General features: G+C 62.4%; 13 protein-coding genes. 6 read left to right on the forward strand and 7 right to left on the reverse strand.

The genetic code is table 11. The features are described 5' to 3' along the window. Window positions 1-19 precede the first annotated feature (19 nt). Window positions 20-2410, reverse strand: coding sequence for a phosphoenolpyruvate synthase (gene ppsA / locus Q0105_RS01215; protein WP_298207893.1), 2391 nt, complete (start codon window positions 2408-2410; stop codon window positions 20-22). A gap of 264 nt (window positions 2411-2674) precedes the next feature. On the opposite strand from ppsA, the gene Q0105_RS01220 reads away from it, so the two are divergent. Next, complete coding sequence (locus tag Q0105_RS01220) at window positions 2675-3496, forward strand: pyruvate, water dikinase regulatory protein (RefSeq protein WP_298207895.1); 822 nt, start codon at window positions 2675-2677, stop codon at window positions 3494-3496. 41 nt (window positions 3497-3537) lie between these two features. On the opposite strand, the gene Q0105_RS01225 is transcribed toward Q0105_RS01220, so the two are convergent. The 3 genes from Q0105_RS01225 to ahpC form a co-directional block, all read right to left on the reverse strand. Continuing rightward, complete coding sequence (locus Q0105_RS01225; protein ID WP_298207897.1) at window positions 3538-3876, reverse strand: hypothetical protein; 339 nt, start codon at window positions 3874-3876, stop codon at window positions 3538-3540. Window positions 3877-4322: 446 nt separating this feature from the next. Continuing rightward, complete coding sequence (gene ahpF / locus Q0105_RS01230) at window positions 4323-5915, reverse strand: alkyl hydroperoxide reductase subunit F (protein ID WP_298207899.1); 1593 nt, start codon at window positions 5913-5915, stop codon at window positions 4323-4325. Between the two features lie 168 nt (window positions 5916-6083). Then, the gene (ahpC, locus tag Q0105_RS01235; RefSeq protein ID WP_298207901.1) at window positions 6084-6659 is read right to left on the reverse strand and encodes an alkyl hydroperoxide reductase subunit C; all 576 of its coding nucleotides are present in this window, start codon (window positions 6657-6659) and stop codon (window positions 6084-6086) included. Window positions 6660-6920: 261 nt separating this feature from the next. Here ahpC and bfr point away from each other — a divergent pair, with 261 nt between their 5' ends. From bfr to Q0105_RS01260, 5 genes are all read left to right on the forward strand, one after another. After that, window positions 6921-7397: a bacterioferritin gene (gene bfr / locus Q0105_RS01240; RefSeq protein WP_298207903.1), complete on the forward strand. Its 477-nt coding sequence runs from the start codon at window positions 6921-6923 to the stop codon at window positions 7395-7397. Between the two features lie 533 nt (window positions 7398-7930). Beyond that, complete coding sequence (locus Q0105_RS01245) at window positions 7931-8239, forward strand: DUF3649 domain-containing protein (RefSeq protein ID WP_298207905.1); 309 nt, start codon at window positions 7931-7933, stop codon at window positions 8237-8239. Continuing rightward, on the forward strand, window positions 8236-9990 hold the full coding sequence (locus Q0105_RS01250) for a PepSY-associated TM helix domain-containing protein (protein WP_298207907.1): 1755 nt from the start codon (window positions 8236-8238) through the stop codon (window positions 9988-9990). The genes Q0105_RS01245 and Q0105_RS01250 overlap by 4 nt, the downstream gene beginning before the upstream one ends. Window positions 9991-9996: 6 nt before the next feature. Next, window positions 9997-10329, forward strand: coding sequence for a DUF3325 domain-containing protein (locus Q0105_RS01255; protein ID WP_298207909.1), 333 nt, complete (start codon window positions 9997-9999; stop codon window positions 10327-10329). A gap of 191 nt (window positions 10330-10520) precedes the next feature. Further along, window positions 10521-12626, forward strand: coding sequence for a TonB-dependent siderophore receptor (locus tag Q0105_RS01260; protein WP_298208393.1), 2106 nt, complete (start codon window positions 10521-10523; stop codon window positions 12624-12626). 110 nt (window positions 12627-12736) lie between these two features. Here Q0105_RS01260 and Q0105_RS01265 read toward each other — a convergent pair whose 3' ends face one another. From Q0105_RS01265 to Q0105_RS01275, 3 genes are all read right to left on the reverse strand, one after another. Next, window positions 12737-13264: a GNAT family N-acetyltransferase gene (locus Q0105_RS01265; protein WP_298207911.1), complete on the reverse strand. Its 528-nt coding sequence runs from the start codon at window positions 13262-13264 to the stop codon at window positions 12737-12739. Between the two features lie 46 nt (window positions 13265-13310). Then, window positions 13311-13844, reverse strand: coding sequence for a GNAT family N-acetyltransferase (locus tag Q0105_RS01270; RefSeq protein ID WP_298207913.1), 534 nt, complete (start codon window positions 13842-13844; stop codon window positions 13311-13313). Between the two features lie 170 nt (window positions 13845-14014). After that, window positions 14015-14608, reverse strand: a complete 594-nt coding sequence (locus Q0105_RS01275; protein WP_366145900.1) for a nucleotidyltransferase family protein — start codon at window positions 14606-14608, stop codon at window positions 14015-14017. Window positions 14609-14917: the final 309 nt, after the last annotated feature.

Consider the following 14917-nt stretch of genomic DNA (forward strand, 5'->3'; position numbering starts at 1 on the left):
AGCCCTCGGCTCTGGTGCGTCAGCCCGCCAGTTGCTGCCAGGTGGCGATCACGCTGTCAGGGTTGAGCGAGATCGACGAGATGCCCTCTTTGGCCAGCCACTGCGCAAAATCTGGGTGGTCGCTGGGGCCCTGGCCGCAGATGCCGATGTACTTGCCCTGCGCCAGGCAGGCCTTGATGGCCTGGTGGATCAGCGCCTCCACGGCGGGGTCGCGCTCGTCGAAATCCTGCGCCAGCAGCTCCAGGCCCGAGTCGCGGTCCAGGCCCAGGGTGAGCTGGGTCAGGTCGTTGGAGCCGATGGAGAAGCCGTCGAAAAATTCGAGAAAACGCTCGGCCAGGATGGCGTTGCTCGGCACCTCGCACATCATGATGACCTTGAGGTCGTCCTTGCCGCGCGAGAGGCCGTGGGTGGCCAACAGCTTGGTCACGCGCTCGGCCTGGCCCAGCGTGCGCACAAAAGGCACCATCACCTGCACGTTGGTCAGGCCCATGTCGTTGCGCACGCGCTTGAGCGCCTCGCACTCCATCGCAAAGGCCTCGCCGAAGTCTTCGCTGATGTAGCGTGCCGCGCCACGGAAGCCCAGCATCGGGTTTTCTTCCTCGGGCTCGTAGCGGCTGCCGCCAATGAGTTTGCGGTATTCGTTGGACTTGAAGTCCGACAGGCGCACGATGACGGGCTTGGGCCAGAAGGCTGCGGCAATGGTGGCCACACCTTCTGCCACCTTGTCCACGTAGAAAGCACGCGGGCTGGCATGGCCACGGGCCACGGATTCCACCGCCTTCTTCAGGTCGGCATCGATCTGGGGGTAGTCCAGGATCGCCTTGGGGTGCACACCAATGTTGTTGTTGATGATGAACTCCAGGCGCGCCAGGCCCACGCCCTCATTGGGCAACTGGGCAAAGTCGAATGCCAGTTGGGGGTTGCCCACGTTCATCATGATCTTGGTCTTGATGGGAGGCATGGCGCCACGCTGGACTTCGGTGACCTCGGTTTCGAGCAGGCCGTCATAGATGCGACCCGTGTCGCCCTCGGAGCAGCTCACCGTGACCAGCGTGCCGTCTTTCAGCAGGTCGGTCGCGTCACCACAGCCCACCACGGCCGGGATGCCCAGCTCGCGCGCAATGATGGCGGCGTGGCAGGTGCGGCCCCCCCGGTTGGTAACGATGGCGCTGGCGCGCTTCATCACCGGCTCCCAGTTGGGATCGGTCATGTCGGTCACCAGCACATCGCCGGGCTGGACCTTGTCCATCTCGGTAATGCTGTGCACCAGGCGCACGGGGCCGGTGCCGATCTTCTGGCCAATCGCGCGGCCTTCGGCCAGCACGGTGCCCTGGCCCTTGAGCTTGTAGCGCAGCTCGGCCTGGCCCTTGGATTGGCTCTTCACCGTCTCGGGGCGGGCCTGCAGGATGTAGAGCTGGCCGTCGGTGCCGTCCTTGCCCCATTCGATGTCCATGGGGCGGCCGTAGTGCTGCTCGATCACCAGCGCGTAGCGCGCCAGTTGCTCCACGTCGGCGTCGGTCAGCGAGTAGCGGTTGCGCTGCTCGGTGGGCACGTCCACCGTCTTGACAAGTTTGCCGCTGGCGGCTTTTTCTTCGGGCGTGGAGAACACCATCTGAATCAGCTTGCTGCCCAGGTTGCGGCGGATCAGCGCCTTTTTGCCCGCCTTGAGCATGGGTTTGTGCACATAAAACTCGTCGGGGTTCACCGCGCCCTGCACCACCGTCTCGCCCAGGCCGTAGCTGCTGGTGATGAAGACGACTTCTTCGAAGCCGGATTCGGTGTCGATGGTGAACATTACGCCTGCGGCGCCCAGGTCGGAGCGCACCATGCGCTGCACACCAGCCGAAAGGGCCACCACGTCGTGCTCGAAACCCTTGTGCACGCGGTAGGAGATGGCGCGGTCGTTGTACAGCGACGCGAACACTTCCTTCATCTTGTGCAGCACGTCGTCAATGCCCACCACGTTCAGGAAGGTTTCCTGCTGCCCGGCAAACGATGCGTCGGGCAAATCCTCGGCCGTGGCGGACGAGCGCACGGCAAACGAGGCGCTGGGGTTGCCCGCGCTGAGCTGGGCAAATGCGTCGGCAATGGCCTTTTGCAGGTCGGCCGGGAAAGGCTGGGCCTCGACCATGGCACGGATCTCGGCGCCCACAGCGGCGAGCGCGCGCACGTCTTCCGTGTCCAGTGTCTTGAGTTTGGCGCTGATCTTGTCAGCCAAGCCATCGTGGGCCAGAAACTGGCGGAACGCATGCGCCGTGGTTGCAAAGCCCGTGGGCACGCGCACGCCCTGCGGCAGTTGGGAGATCATCTCGCCGAGGCTGGCGTTTTTACCGCCTACCGCCTCGACATCGGTCATTCTCAGGTTTTCAAACGGTACGACCAGGGCGGTCGGGCTGAAAAGTGCAGACATGGGAAAGCTCCAGAAGTTGAAACCGGGTCTGCGCGCCTGCCCTCAGGGAGCAACGGGCGAGCGGCCATGCACGGGCAGCGGCTTTGTCGTTGTGGTTGTAGGCCGACGAAGTGCATGGTGAGAATTGGATAATTGTGACAATTGTAGGCCCGGGCTTCTGGCAGCGGGCTGACGCTTTCCCGCGACTGACACAGAACGGGGTATAGCCCCCTACTTCGGGCGGCAACCCTGTTTGCGCAAGTTCTATCCAAAAAAAGGGGCTCCATGCACACGCGCACCGTATTTTTTGTCTCTGACGGCACCGGCATCACCGCCGAAACCTTCGGCAATGCCATCCTGGCCCAGTTCGAAATGAAGCCGCGCCATGTGCGCCTGCCCTTCATCGACACCGTGGACAAAGCCCACCAGGCCGTGCGGCAGATCAACCACACCGGCGAAGTCGAAGGCAAAAAGCCCGTGGTCTTCACCACCCTGGTCAACATGGAAGTGCTCAAGGTCATCCAGGAAGGCTGCAAGGGCATGCTGCTGGACATGTTCGGCACCTTCGTGCACCCGCTGGAGAAAGAGCTGGGCATCAAATCCCACCACCGCGTGGGCCGCTTCAGTGACGTGAGCCGCAGCAAGGAATACACCGACCGCATCGAAGCCATCAACTTCAGCCTGGCGCACGACGACGGCCAGAGCAACCGCGACCTGGCCGGTGCCGACGTGATCCTGGTGGGCGTGAGCCGTAGCGGCAAAACCCCCACCAGCCTGTATCTGGCCATGCAATGTGGTCTGAAAGCCGCCAACTACCCGCTGATCCCCGAGGACTTCGAGCGCCGCCAGTTGCCGCCCGCGTTGGAGCCCCATCGCAAAAAGATTTTTGGCCTGACCATCCAGCCCGAGCGCCTGTCCGAGATCCGCAACGAGCGCCGCCCCAATTCACGCTACGCCAGCCTGGAAAACTGCCGCATGGAAGTCTCCGAGGCCGAGGCCATGATGCGGCGCTCAGGCATCCGCTGGTTGTCCACCACCACCAAGAGCATCGAGGAAATCGCCACCACGATCCTGCAGGAAGTCAGGCCGGAGAAGCTGGTGTATTGAGAGCGGAGGCGTGAAAAACGCGTCCAACGTGGCGCGGGCGTTTACTGCAGAGCCTCTGGCGCTGCCACCCACAGGGCGCGGCGCTGCTCGGCAGCGGTCAGCGCGCTGGTGGGCTCTGCCTCGGCGCCCGCCACCTGGCATTGCAGCACCCAGCGGCCCTGCAGGTTGCCCAGCATGGCGCGGAAATGCGGCGTGAGTGATTCGAGCTGCCCCAACATTTCCAGGTTGTTGACGATCTTGCGCCCCATGGCCTCGCGGTGGCCATCACAGCAGACCTGCACATAGCCCGTCATCAGCGCCAGAGTGCCCGCCAACAGGGCTTCGGCGCAAGGCAGGCTGTATTCCTCATCACGAGGGGCGGCGTTGGAAGCATGGCTCATGGGGGTCTCCGTGAAGCAGGAAGAAACGATCAGAAATGAGCGTCCAGCCTGCGCGGAAGGCCGGATGCTGGCGACAAGCCAAACCGCGAAGCGAGGCTAAAGAGATACGGATGGATACGCCACGGCGGAGCCCTTCTTCTGCGGTCGATTCGGCAAGCTAGCGCTGGCTCCAAGCATGGCCGCACGCGACTGTGGTGGGCCAGCTTTGGCTGGCATGAATGCATGGAGGCTGATTTTATATGAGAATAATTCTCAATACAAATCCACAAATACCCCCATGCAACGCATTTGAATGCGCCTACTTCATGGCGAACAACGAAGAGCGACGGGCCTCAAAACCCTTTTCCCCAGAAAAAGCGGCCGCCTCGCCTGGGCGGATTGAATGCTATTATATTGATAGCAACTAGCGCTTAATGGATAAGCGCGAGAGCCATTTTTTATACAAATCAAGCCAAGGCTGGCTCCTGCACCGAGGCAGGCACGGGTATGCGGATCAGATGGTCGAACGCGCTCAGCGCGGCCTTCGACCCTTCGCCCGCTGCGATCACGATCTGCTTGAACGGCACCGTAGTGCAGTCGCCCGCCGCGAACACGCCGGGCAGGTTGGTGCGGCCGTGCGCGTCCACGATGATCTCGCCGAAACGGGACAGCTCCACCGTGCCCTTGAGCCATTCGGTGTTGGGCACCAGACCGATCTGCACGAACACGCCTTCCAGCGCCACCAGGTGTTCCACGTTCGTGGCGCGGTCCTTGTATTTAAGGCCATTGACCTTGCCGTCGGCACCGGTGATCTCGGTGGTCTGCGCGTTGGTGTGGATGGTCACGTTGGGCAAGCTCTTGAGCTTGGCAACCAGCACGGCGTCGGCCTTGAGCTGGTCGGCGAACTCGACCAGCGTGACGTGCTGCACGATGCCCGCCAGATCAATGGCGGCCTCGACACCCGAATTGCCGCCACCGATGACGGACACGCGCTTGCCCTTGAACAACGGGCCATCGCAGTGCGGGCAATAGGCCACGCCCTTGTTCTTGTACTCGGCCTCGCCAGGCACGTTGACGTTGCGCCAGCGGGCGCCGGTAGAGAGGATCACCGTCTTGGACTGCAGCGTGGCGCCGTTGGCCAGTTGCACGCCGACCAGGCCACCGGGCTCGGCGGCGGGGATCAGCTTGTCGGCGCGCTGCAGGTTCATGATGTCCACGTCATAAGCGCGGGTGTGGGCTTCGAGTGCGGCGGCAAACTTGGGGCCGTCGGTCTCCAACACCGAGATGTAGTTCTCGATGGCCAGCGTGTCGTTGACCTGGCCGCCAAAGCGCTCAGCCGCCACGCCGGTGCGGATGCCCTTGCGGGCTGCATACACGGCCGCTGCTGCGCCCGCAGGGCCACCACCAACGATGAGCACGTCATAGGGCGCCTTGGCGCTGAGCTTGGCGGCATCACGGGCGGCAGCGCCGGTGTCGAGCTTGGCCACGATTTCTTCGACCGACATGCGGCCCGAGCCGAAGACCTGGCCGTTCATGAACACCATGGGCACGGCCATGATCTCGCGCTCGGTCACTTCCTGCTGGAAAGCGCCGCCTTCGATCACCGTGGTCTTGATGTGGGGGTTGACGACGGCCATGAGCGACAGCGCCTGCACCACGTCCGGGCAGTTGTGGCAGCTCAGGCTCATATAGACCTCGAAGTTGAAGTCGCCTTCCAGGGCCTTGATGGAGTCGATCACGTCCTGCTCGACCTTGGGCGGGTGGCCGCCGGTCCACAAGAGGGCCAGCACCAGCGAGGTGAACTCGTGGCCCAGGGGCAGGCCGGCAAAACGCAGGCTGTTGGTGGCGCCCACGCGCTGCAGGCTGAACGAGGGCTTGCGCGCATCGTTGCCGTCGGTGCGCAGCGTGATCTTGTCGCTGCGCAGGGATTGGATGGTCGTCAGCAGCTCGCGCATTTCGCGGGCGGTGTCGCTGTCGTCCAGGGATGCCACCAGCTCAAACGGCTGCTGCACGCGCTCCAGGTAGGCGGAAAGCTGGGTCTTGAGTTGTTCGTCGAGCATGGTGGTGTCCTTTGAATTTAGTGTTGTTGTAGATGGGGGCTGAGGCCGCTCGTGGCAACCCCGCCCCGAATTGCGGGCGTAAAAAAGCCGGACGGCATGGCGCACACGCGCCACGACGCTGTCCGGCTGGGGAGCCCCCGAAGAGGCTCTGCCGAAGAAGTCAGTCGATCAGATTTTGCCGACCAGGTCCAGCGAAGGCGTCAACGTCTTGGCGCCTTCCTTCCACTTGGCGGGACACACCTGGCCGGGGTTGGCGGCGGTGAACTGGGCAGCCTTGAGCTTGCGCAAAGTTTCCGACACGTCGCGGGCGATTTCGTTGGAGTGGATTTCCAGGGTCTTGATCACGCCGTCGGGGTTGATCACGAAGGTGCCGCGCAGTGCCAGGCCTTCTTCAGGGATGTGCACGCCGAAAGCGTTGGTCAACTGGTGCGTAGGGTCGCCGACCAGGGGGAACTTGGCCTTGCCCACGGCGTCGGAGGTCTCGTGCCACACCTTGTGCGAGAAGTGCGTGTCGGTGGTCACGATGTACACCTCGGCACCGGCCTTCTGGAACTCAGCATAGTTGTCGGCAGCGTCTTCGATTTCGGTGGGGCAGTTGAAGGTGAAAGCTGCAGGCATGAAGATCAGCACGGACCACTTGCCCTTGAGGCTGGCTTCCGACACTTCGATGAATTCACCCTTGCCGTCACGGTTGACGTAAGCGGTGGTTTTGAAGGGCTGAACTTGCGTATTGATCAGGGACATTGCTGCTTCCTTATGGTTGGTTAACTAGACGGGGCCAAAGTTTAGGCGCTTCAAAGAAATCAATCCAATTAATTGATTTAATGAATTCAATTGTCCATGACTATAAAAGACGCCCGCCCATCACTGTGAACGCGAACACAACTCAACATCAAACGCAGCCATTGCGCTTTCACAGGGGATTGCCTTGCGCCCGTTGATTCGGGTCACGACAATCGGGGCCGAACCAGCACAAACAACAAACAAACAAACGAGGAGTCCCCCATGCAAGGCGACGCACAAGTCATTGGCCATCTGCAGGCCCAGCTCAAGAACGAACTCACGGCCATCAACCAGTACTTCTTGCACTACCGCATGCTCAAGCACTGGGGCTTCGACAAGCTGGCCAAGAAGGAATACTCCGAGTCGATCGGCGAGATGAAACATGCCGACTGGCTGATGGACCGCATCTTCATGCTCGACGGCCTGCCCAACCTGCAGGACCTGGCCAAGCTGCAAGTGGGTGAGGACGTGCCCGAAATCCTGGCATGCGATCTGCGCTCGGAGCAAGGCGCCCAGGCCACCATCAAGGAAGGCATTGCCTACTGCGAAACGGCGCGCGACTATGTCTCACGCGACCTGCTGCAAAAGATTCTGGACGACACTGAAGAGCACATCGACTTCCTTGAAACCCAGATCGACCTGATCGACAAGGTCGGCCTGCCAAACTACCTGCAGTCCCAGATGGGCGACGCAGACTGAGTTCCGGCAAAAAAGAGTTCTCCAGAGCGCTCCACGAAAAAAGCAAAGTAGAAGAAATCAAAAAAACGGGCTTCGGCCCGTTTTTTTGTGCCCGCAAAACGTACAGGCCTGGACTGCGCAGTCGCTCCCGCGCCGCTCAACCAGGCCCTTGTCTCACAGTTTGTTGCAAACGCACATCAAAGCGAGCAGATTTCTTTATTTATAAATGCGAATGCTTCTCAACAAAAGTAGAATGCACGCCTGCGATCGGCACTCGCCCTTTTTGCCGCCCACCTGAAGCAGGTCTTGAGCACACACCATGTGTTGCACATGTTGTTTTGGGCGCAGCGATTTCCTGATCGATTCCTAGCCAGCCAGTCAACCAGGCCCGCCGCCTGCTGCAGCCAGCGTTAGTACGTTTTTGTACCCTAACCCTGTCTGGAGCCTTTGTTGATGCTGCGCCGCGCCGCCAGCCCCTGCCGCCTTGCGGGGCCTCTGCCTCCTTCACTTTCTGACCGCAGCGCCGCCCCCAGTGCAGCGGCGGCGGCACGGCCATGAAGGCGGCCCGCATCGACTGGCGCTACCGCCTGGCCATTGCCTCCCGTGCCGTGGCCGCCGTGGGTGGCGGCTATGCGCTGGCTGCCGGTTTCACCGCAGCGCTGTCGCTTGCACTGGTGCCGTTCATGCCGCGTGTCGAAGCCGTGCTCACCGCCACCATGCTCGCCTGGGTGGTTTATGTCATGGCCGCGGGTTGGGCGTTTTACGCGCGCACCGCCTGGGGCGCCTGGGGCGGCACGCTGCTGCCCGCACTGGTGCTGGGCGCCTGCGCCATGGCCCCGCAATGGATGAAAGCCGCTGCATGAACACCCACACCACCGCACGCACGCCCAAGGCGCCCAACGACCGCGAGGGCTTTCGCCAGGCCATGTCGTGGCTGCACACCTGGGCGGGGCTGGTCCTGGGCTGGCTGCTGTTCGCGATTTTTCTCACGGGCACGCTGTCGTTCTTCAAAAACGAGTTCAGCCTGTGGATGCGCCCCGAGATGCACGGCCTGCCCCGCGTCGATATGGCGGATGCGCAGATGGCACAGGTCGCACAGAAGTCGCTGGACGCACTCGCACGCAAGGCGCCTGATGTCACGCAATGGAATCTGCGCCTGCCCGATGAACGCGACCCGGCCGTGAACATGCAGTGGCGCGCCGCCGGCAGCAGCCGCTTCGAGAGCCAGCGCATGAACCCGCAGACCGGCGAGGCCATCGAGACGCGCCAGACCATGGGCGGCGACTTCTTCTACCGCTTTCACTTCGAGCTGCGCACGGCCCAAAAGGGGCGCTGGACCCAGGAGGGCCGCTGGGTGGTAGGCGTGGCCACGATGATGATGTTCGTCGCGCTCATCTCCGGCGTGATCACGCACCGCCGCATCTTCAAGGACTTCTTCACCTTCCGCCCCACCAAGGGTGGACAACGCGCCTGGCTGGACGCACACAACGTCACCGGCGTGCTGGTGCTGCCGTTTTATCTGATGATCACCTTCAGCGGGCTGATGCTCTTTCACACGCTGTACATGCCTGCGGGCATCGCCACCGTTTACAAAAACGAGAAAGGCGTTGACTCCAACGCCTACCTTGCCGACCTGCAGGGCGAAAAGGCCGAAAACCGCCCCCGCCGTGGCGCTGGCGACAAGGCAGAGCCCCTGCCCGCCATCGCGCTGCAACCCATTTTGGAGGCCGCCCGCACCCGCTGGGACGGCGGGCGCATTGACCGCGTGCAAGCACGCCGCGACGCCAATGGCCGTGCCGTGGTCGAGGTGACGCGCCACGAAGGCGACCGCCTGCAATACCGCCCGCCGCGCCTGCTGTTTGACGCCAGCACCGGCCAGTGGCTGGACCAGTCCGATGCCACCGGCCCCGCCGCCAAAACCTACGGGGTGCTGTTTGGCCTGCATGTGGCGCGCTTCGCCGATGTGGGCCTGCGCTGGGCACTGTTCGGCTTTGGCCTGCTGGGCAGCCTGATGATCGCCACGGGCATGGTGCTGTGGTCGGTCAAGCGCAGCGCCAAGTCGCAAACCCAGGCCCAGCGCAAGGGCGCCGCCGCCACGGCAACGGCACCGGTCAAAACGCCATTTGGCGAGCGCCTGGTGGTCGGTATCAACATTGCCACGCTGGCCGGGCTGCCGCTGGCCTGCGGGGTTTTTCTGGCCTCCAACCGGCTCATCCCCGTGGGCATCGAAGACCGTGCCGACACCGAGCTGGCCTGGTTCTTCAGCGCCTGGGGCCTCACATTGCTGTGGGCCCTGGCCAGCACCCTGGTGCGGGAGAACCGCATGGGCTGGTCGGTGCCGCTGGGTGCGGCGGGCCTGGTGTGGACCCTGCTCCCGGTGATCAATGCGCTGACCACCCACACCCACCTGGGCATCACGCTGCCTGCGGGCGAATGGATATGGGCCAGTATGGACCTGGCTTTCCTGTTCACCGGCTTGCTGCTGGGCTGGCTGTCGTGGCGGCTGCGCCCAGGCCGCGTGCACCGGGGCAAAGCTGCGGCGGCCAAGGCACAACGCGCAGCCCCGGCAGCGGCATTGCCCGCTGCGCCAGATGTTTCGACTTCGGGGGCCTAATCCACCATGTCTGCCTTTCTTCTTTGTTTTGCCGCCTGGTCGGCCATAGCACTCGGCATGGACCGCCACCACGAGGATGCGTTGGGCCGCGAAGGCACGGCGCGCCACCTGCTGCACCTGCGCCGCGCAGGGTGGTTGCTGCTGGGTTTTTCGCTGTGGCTGGCAGCCCGCCCGGCGGGCAGCGCACCGGCCTCGCTGGGCGTGGCCGCATGGACGGTTGCACTGTCTATTGCCGCCGTGGCCGTGACCGCCGCCGTCACCTGGCAACCCCAGCGCACGCCCCTGCTCGCCGGTGTGGCACTGGCCGCAGGCCTGGCTGCCTGGGCCGGGGGCTGGTGACGGCCCCAGACACCCCTTCCTTCACACCGATCCGTTCAGGCTGAGCACGCTGCAGTCAGCGGCCTGCCCCTTCTGCTGCCATAAATCAAGCAATTTAGGCTTCTAGCGCCCTATTCATAAGCGCTAACAGCTACTAATTTGATAGCATAAATTTCAAAACCGAGGAGAAGAAAACCATGCGTATGCACCCAATGGCCCTGGCGGCCTCTTTGATGATGGCCAGCCTGGCCAACGCACAACAAACCCAAACCCTGGGTGAGGTCACCGTGCAATCGTCCGGCGCGGATGACGGCTATTCGCCCGCCGCCACCAGCACAGCCACCAAGGGCAGCGCGCCGCTGCGCGACGTGCCCCAATCCGTGAACGTAGTGCCCGGCCAGTTGCTGCGCGACCAGGGCGCGCGATCGATGGAAGACGCGCTGCGCAACGTGCCCGGCGTGGCCATGAGCCACGGCGATGGCCAGCGTGACCAGGTGGTGATCCGGGGCTTCAGCGCAATCGCCGACCAGTTTGTCGACGGCGTGCGCGACGATGCGCTCTACTTCCGCGACCTGGCCGACATCGAACGCATCGAAGTGCTCAAGGGCCCGGCCGCCGTGTTGTATGGACGTGGCTCGTCGGGCGGGCTGATCAACCGCGTGACCAAGAAGCCGAAATTCGGCCAGACCGGGGGCGAAGCCAGCCTGGGCCTGGGCAGCTTTGACTTTCGCCGCGCCACGGCCGACGTGAACGTGGGCATCAGCGACACCGCCGCCTTCCGCATCAACGCTGCCGTCGAAGACTCGGGCAGCTACCGCGACCAGCAGTTCGTCAAGCGCCACAACTTCGCGCCATCGCTCGCACTCAAGCTCGCGGCACAAACCGATCTGCTGCTGCAATACACCAACGCGCGCGACAAGCGCGTGACCGACTTCGGCATCCCGGCCCTGAACGGCCGCCCCGTGAATGTGGCCGCCAGCACCTACTACGGCTCGCGCAACGCCGCGCAAGACGACACCTCCACCAGCACCATGCAGTCGCTGGCCGCCACACTCAACCACCGCTTCAACGACGCGTGGTCGGTGCGCAACGTGACGCGCGCCTACGACTACACGCTGGACCGCTACAACACCGTGCCCGGAGGCTCCGTCAACCCCGTGGACATGACGGTGGGCCGCACGCACTCGTTCATCCTGCGCGACGAGAAAGGCCTCTTCAACCAGACCGACGTGACCTGGCGCAACCAGCTCGGCGGCTTCAAGCAGGAATGGCTGATGGGCATGGAGCTGGGCCAGCAGAAAAAGCGGGTCCAGTCGGTGTCGGGCGGCGCAGACCGCGTCTCCATCCTCAACCCTGCAGGCGTGGCCGCACCGGTGATTCCAGCCTCCGGCTACACCGCCGACAGCGCCATCCCCAGCCACACCACACAAGACACAGCCGCGCTGTACTGGCAAGACCAGATCACGCTGGCACCACAGTGGAAGGCGCTGGTGGGGGCACGCTACGACGTGTACAAGCAGCAGACCGCGTTCGACCGCAAGCTCTCTTCGCTGTCGCGCACCGACAAAAAATTCAGCCCCCGCGCGGGCCTGGTCTGGCAGCCCAGCGATGCGGTGTCTTACTACGTGTCGTACAGCAAATCGTTCCAGCCCTCGGCTGAAACCTTTGCACTGTCGGCCAGCAACACGGGCGCCGAGCCCGAGATCACGCAGAACAAGGAAATCGGCGTCAAGCTCGACCTGCTCGATGGCCGCCTGAACATCACCGGTGCGCTGTTCAACCTGGAACGCACCAACATCAAGAACACCGACCCGACCAACCCTTCGCGCCAGATCAACGTGGGCACGCAGCGCACCAACGGCCTGGAGCTGACCACCAGCGGCCGCCTGCCCGGCCGCTGGGACGTGAGCGCGGGCTACGCATGGCTCGACGGCCGCATGACGAAGTCGCTGGCCAAGGTCAACACCGCCCAGTTGCCCACCACCTCCATCGCGGTGCAAGGCCAGGTCGCCGCGCTCACCCCGCGCAACTCGGCCTTCCTGTGGGCCATGAAAGACCTGGGCCACGGCCTGCGCCTGGGCGGCGGCGTGAACCACGTGGGCGCACGCTTCACCTCGCTCAGCAACCGGGTCACCCTGCCCGCCTACACCACGCTCGACGCCGCGCTGCAGTACACGCTGGGCCAGTGGGATGTGGACGTGAACATCAAGAACCTCACCAACCGCAAGTTCTACGTGTCATCACACGGCAGCACCGACGGCCTGATCCTGCCCGGCTCGCCGCGCGCGCTGCAGGTGACGCTGCGGACGAGGTTCTGAGGGTGGGGGGGCGGCAGAGGTCAAATAGCCAAAATATTCAGAATTAATTTGGCCTCTACCGTCTGATGGGAAAAGATATTTTGCTATATATTTAATAGCAAAATATCACCCTACCGGTCTTTCACAAGCGTCATATGAACGCCGTCGTGATACTGACCATCAAGACACACTGCCTCGGATTCAGTGCCGTACTCCACGAAGCCCAGCGCCTTGTAAAGCGCAATCGCTGGCTCATTGGGCACGTACACCTGCAGGTTCACACGATGCACGCCGCTACCAAAGGCGTGTTGAAGCGCTGCGTCTACGATCTGTCGGCCGAGTCCTCGGCGACGGTGCCGAGGGGACGTGAATACGCCCCACATCACCATCTTGTGATGCGAAGAAGGAAACAGGCCTGCACGGCTCACGGCGGCTGTTGCAGCAAGTTCACCCTCCACAAAACAGCCAAACACAGCGTTGGGGAGGGGTGAAGAGAGCTGCGCTCGAAAACCATCCAACGTGCGCGTGAGTTCTTCCTCGAACGTCAAACCCATGGGCACGGGATTTTCTCGCGTGACCTCTTGTCGTAAAGCCGAAAACACAGCGGCGTCATGTACACCGAGACGACGAACTTCCAACGGCTGTGCAATTGTGTTCATAGAGCAAACTTTGGGCGTGGGGGCGGCTTGCGCCTTGGTGGAGACTTCAAACGCCTGGCGGAATGAGGGAAAAAACATAGGCATCGGTGAAGTTGCCATGCACCTTGAGCCGATTTCGCGCGAGGCACTCTCGCACCGCGCCCGACCGCTCAGCCAGGCGAAGACTGGGCGTGTTGTGCTGGGCCACGACGATTTCAACGCGGCCTAGCTGGAGTTCTGCAAATGCGAACCGGCTGAGCGCCTGAACGGCGGCGAGCGCAGCGCCTTGACGTTGCCATGACTGGCGGACCCAATAACCGAGGTTGCAGAAGCCGTTGAGTAAGTTGAATTGATTGAGACCGCAGCCGCCCACAAGGGCATGTGAGTCGGCGTCGAAAATGCCGAACGCGTAGCTGGAACCGCTCTCCCGCTCGGCCTCGCAATGCGCAAACCAGGATGCAGCATCGGCGGTTGTGCAGTTGGCATGGGCCCATGACATCCACTGCCCGACGGTGTCGACGGACTCCAGAACTGCCTCGACGAAGGAAGGGAGATCGGATTCAACGAAGGGACGGAGTTGGAAGCGGCCAGAAATAAGCATAGGGCTAAAAGCTGTAGGTGCCTATCGGCAGGGTTAAACCGCCCCGCAGCGGGGTGGCGGGCTTGCGCTGGCGTAGCGTAGGCACCTGTGGCTGACACCACGATACGGAGTCGGTTTGTTTGCGCGAGATTAGTGCACTGGTCTTCATGAGCGCCCTAGCCGCATTGCCTTCAACATGCGTCAATAGAAAGCAGCGGCCATCGTTCTCTAAACCGCTTCGATTCCACACGTTGCCGATAGACCGCGAAGCTCGCTCTGAGTGAGTTGTGCCGAACGCGAAGCGCAAACAGATCGTCAAGTCCATGTGGGGCAATCACACCTATTGACCCGTCATCGTCCAGGTAGACGCCGACGCAGGTCGCAAACTCTGGCCACGTTGACACGCCTTCTTCGAGGGAGCCAAGGGGAAACACCACCTGCCCAAGACTGCTGACAAACCAATGATGCACCGTGGCCTGATTGGTGACCTCCCATTGCAACGTCGGCATGAGCGAGCGCAGGCGGCTTTCGAGGCAAGCATCTTCCTCCGGACCGGGAACTCCGCCATCGAAGTGAACAACATCTACGTCTTCAAGCACTGAAGGGGTTTCAAATCCATGGAGGGTGTCCCACACGAGAGACCGCACAGCGCCCGCGCCGATGCACCAGGATTTCAACCCAAGGGAACGGACTGCCGATAGCGCTGCCATCAAGTGGCTTGAAGAGCACACCATTGCAACAAGCCTCCGTTCGAGCTCCGGTCGTGAAATTTCGTTTAAGTGCATAGCTCCACTGAGGATCGGGCGGAAGTATCTGGTGCTCAGATCTGACCAAACGTAGCACTTTAGCCTTTGCGCAGGAGCAACAGACCACCAGATCTGCAAAGAGCTCCATCAGGTCTCTCGAGTCCCCTTTTGCATCGCTTTGGGGTGTTGTCTCAATTTTTTAAACCACAGGACAATCGCAAATACAAACAATTCCCATTTGCAATGTAAAATCAAATATTCGCAAGCCACAGCCTCTCTCCTAGCCTTGTTCTCAGGCTGTAGCCAGCACCCACCGTCCACTTCGATGTTTTCGGGTTGTCTGGCTTG

Origin of the sequence: Acidovorax sp. (assembly GCF_027492855.1) — a bacterium.
Taxonomy (GTDB): Bacteria; Pseudomonadota; Gammaproteobacteria; order Burkholderiales; family Burkholderiaceae_C; genus Acidovorax.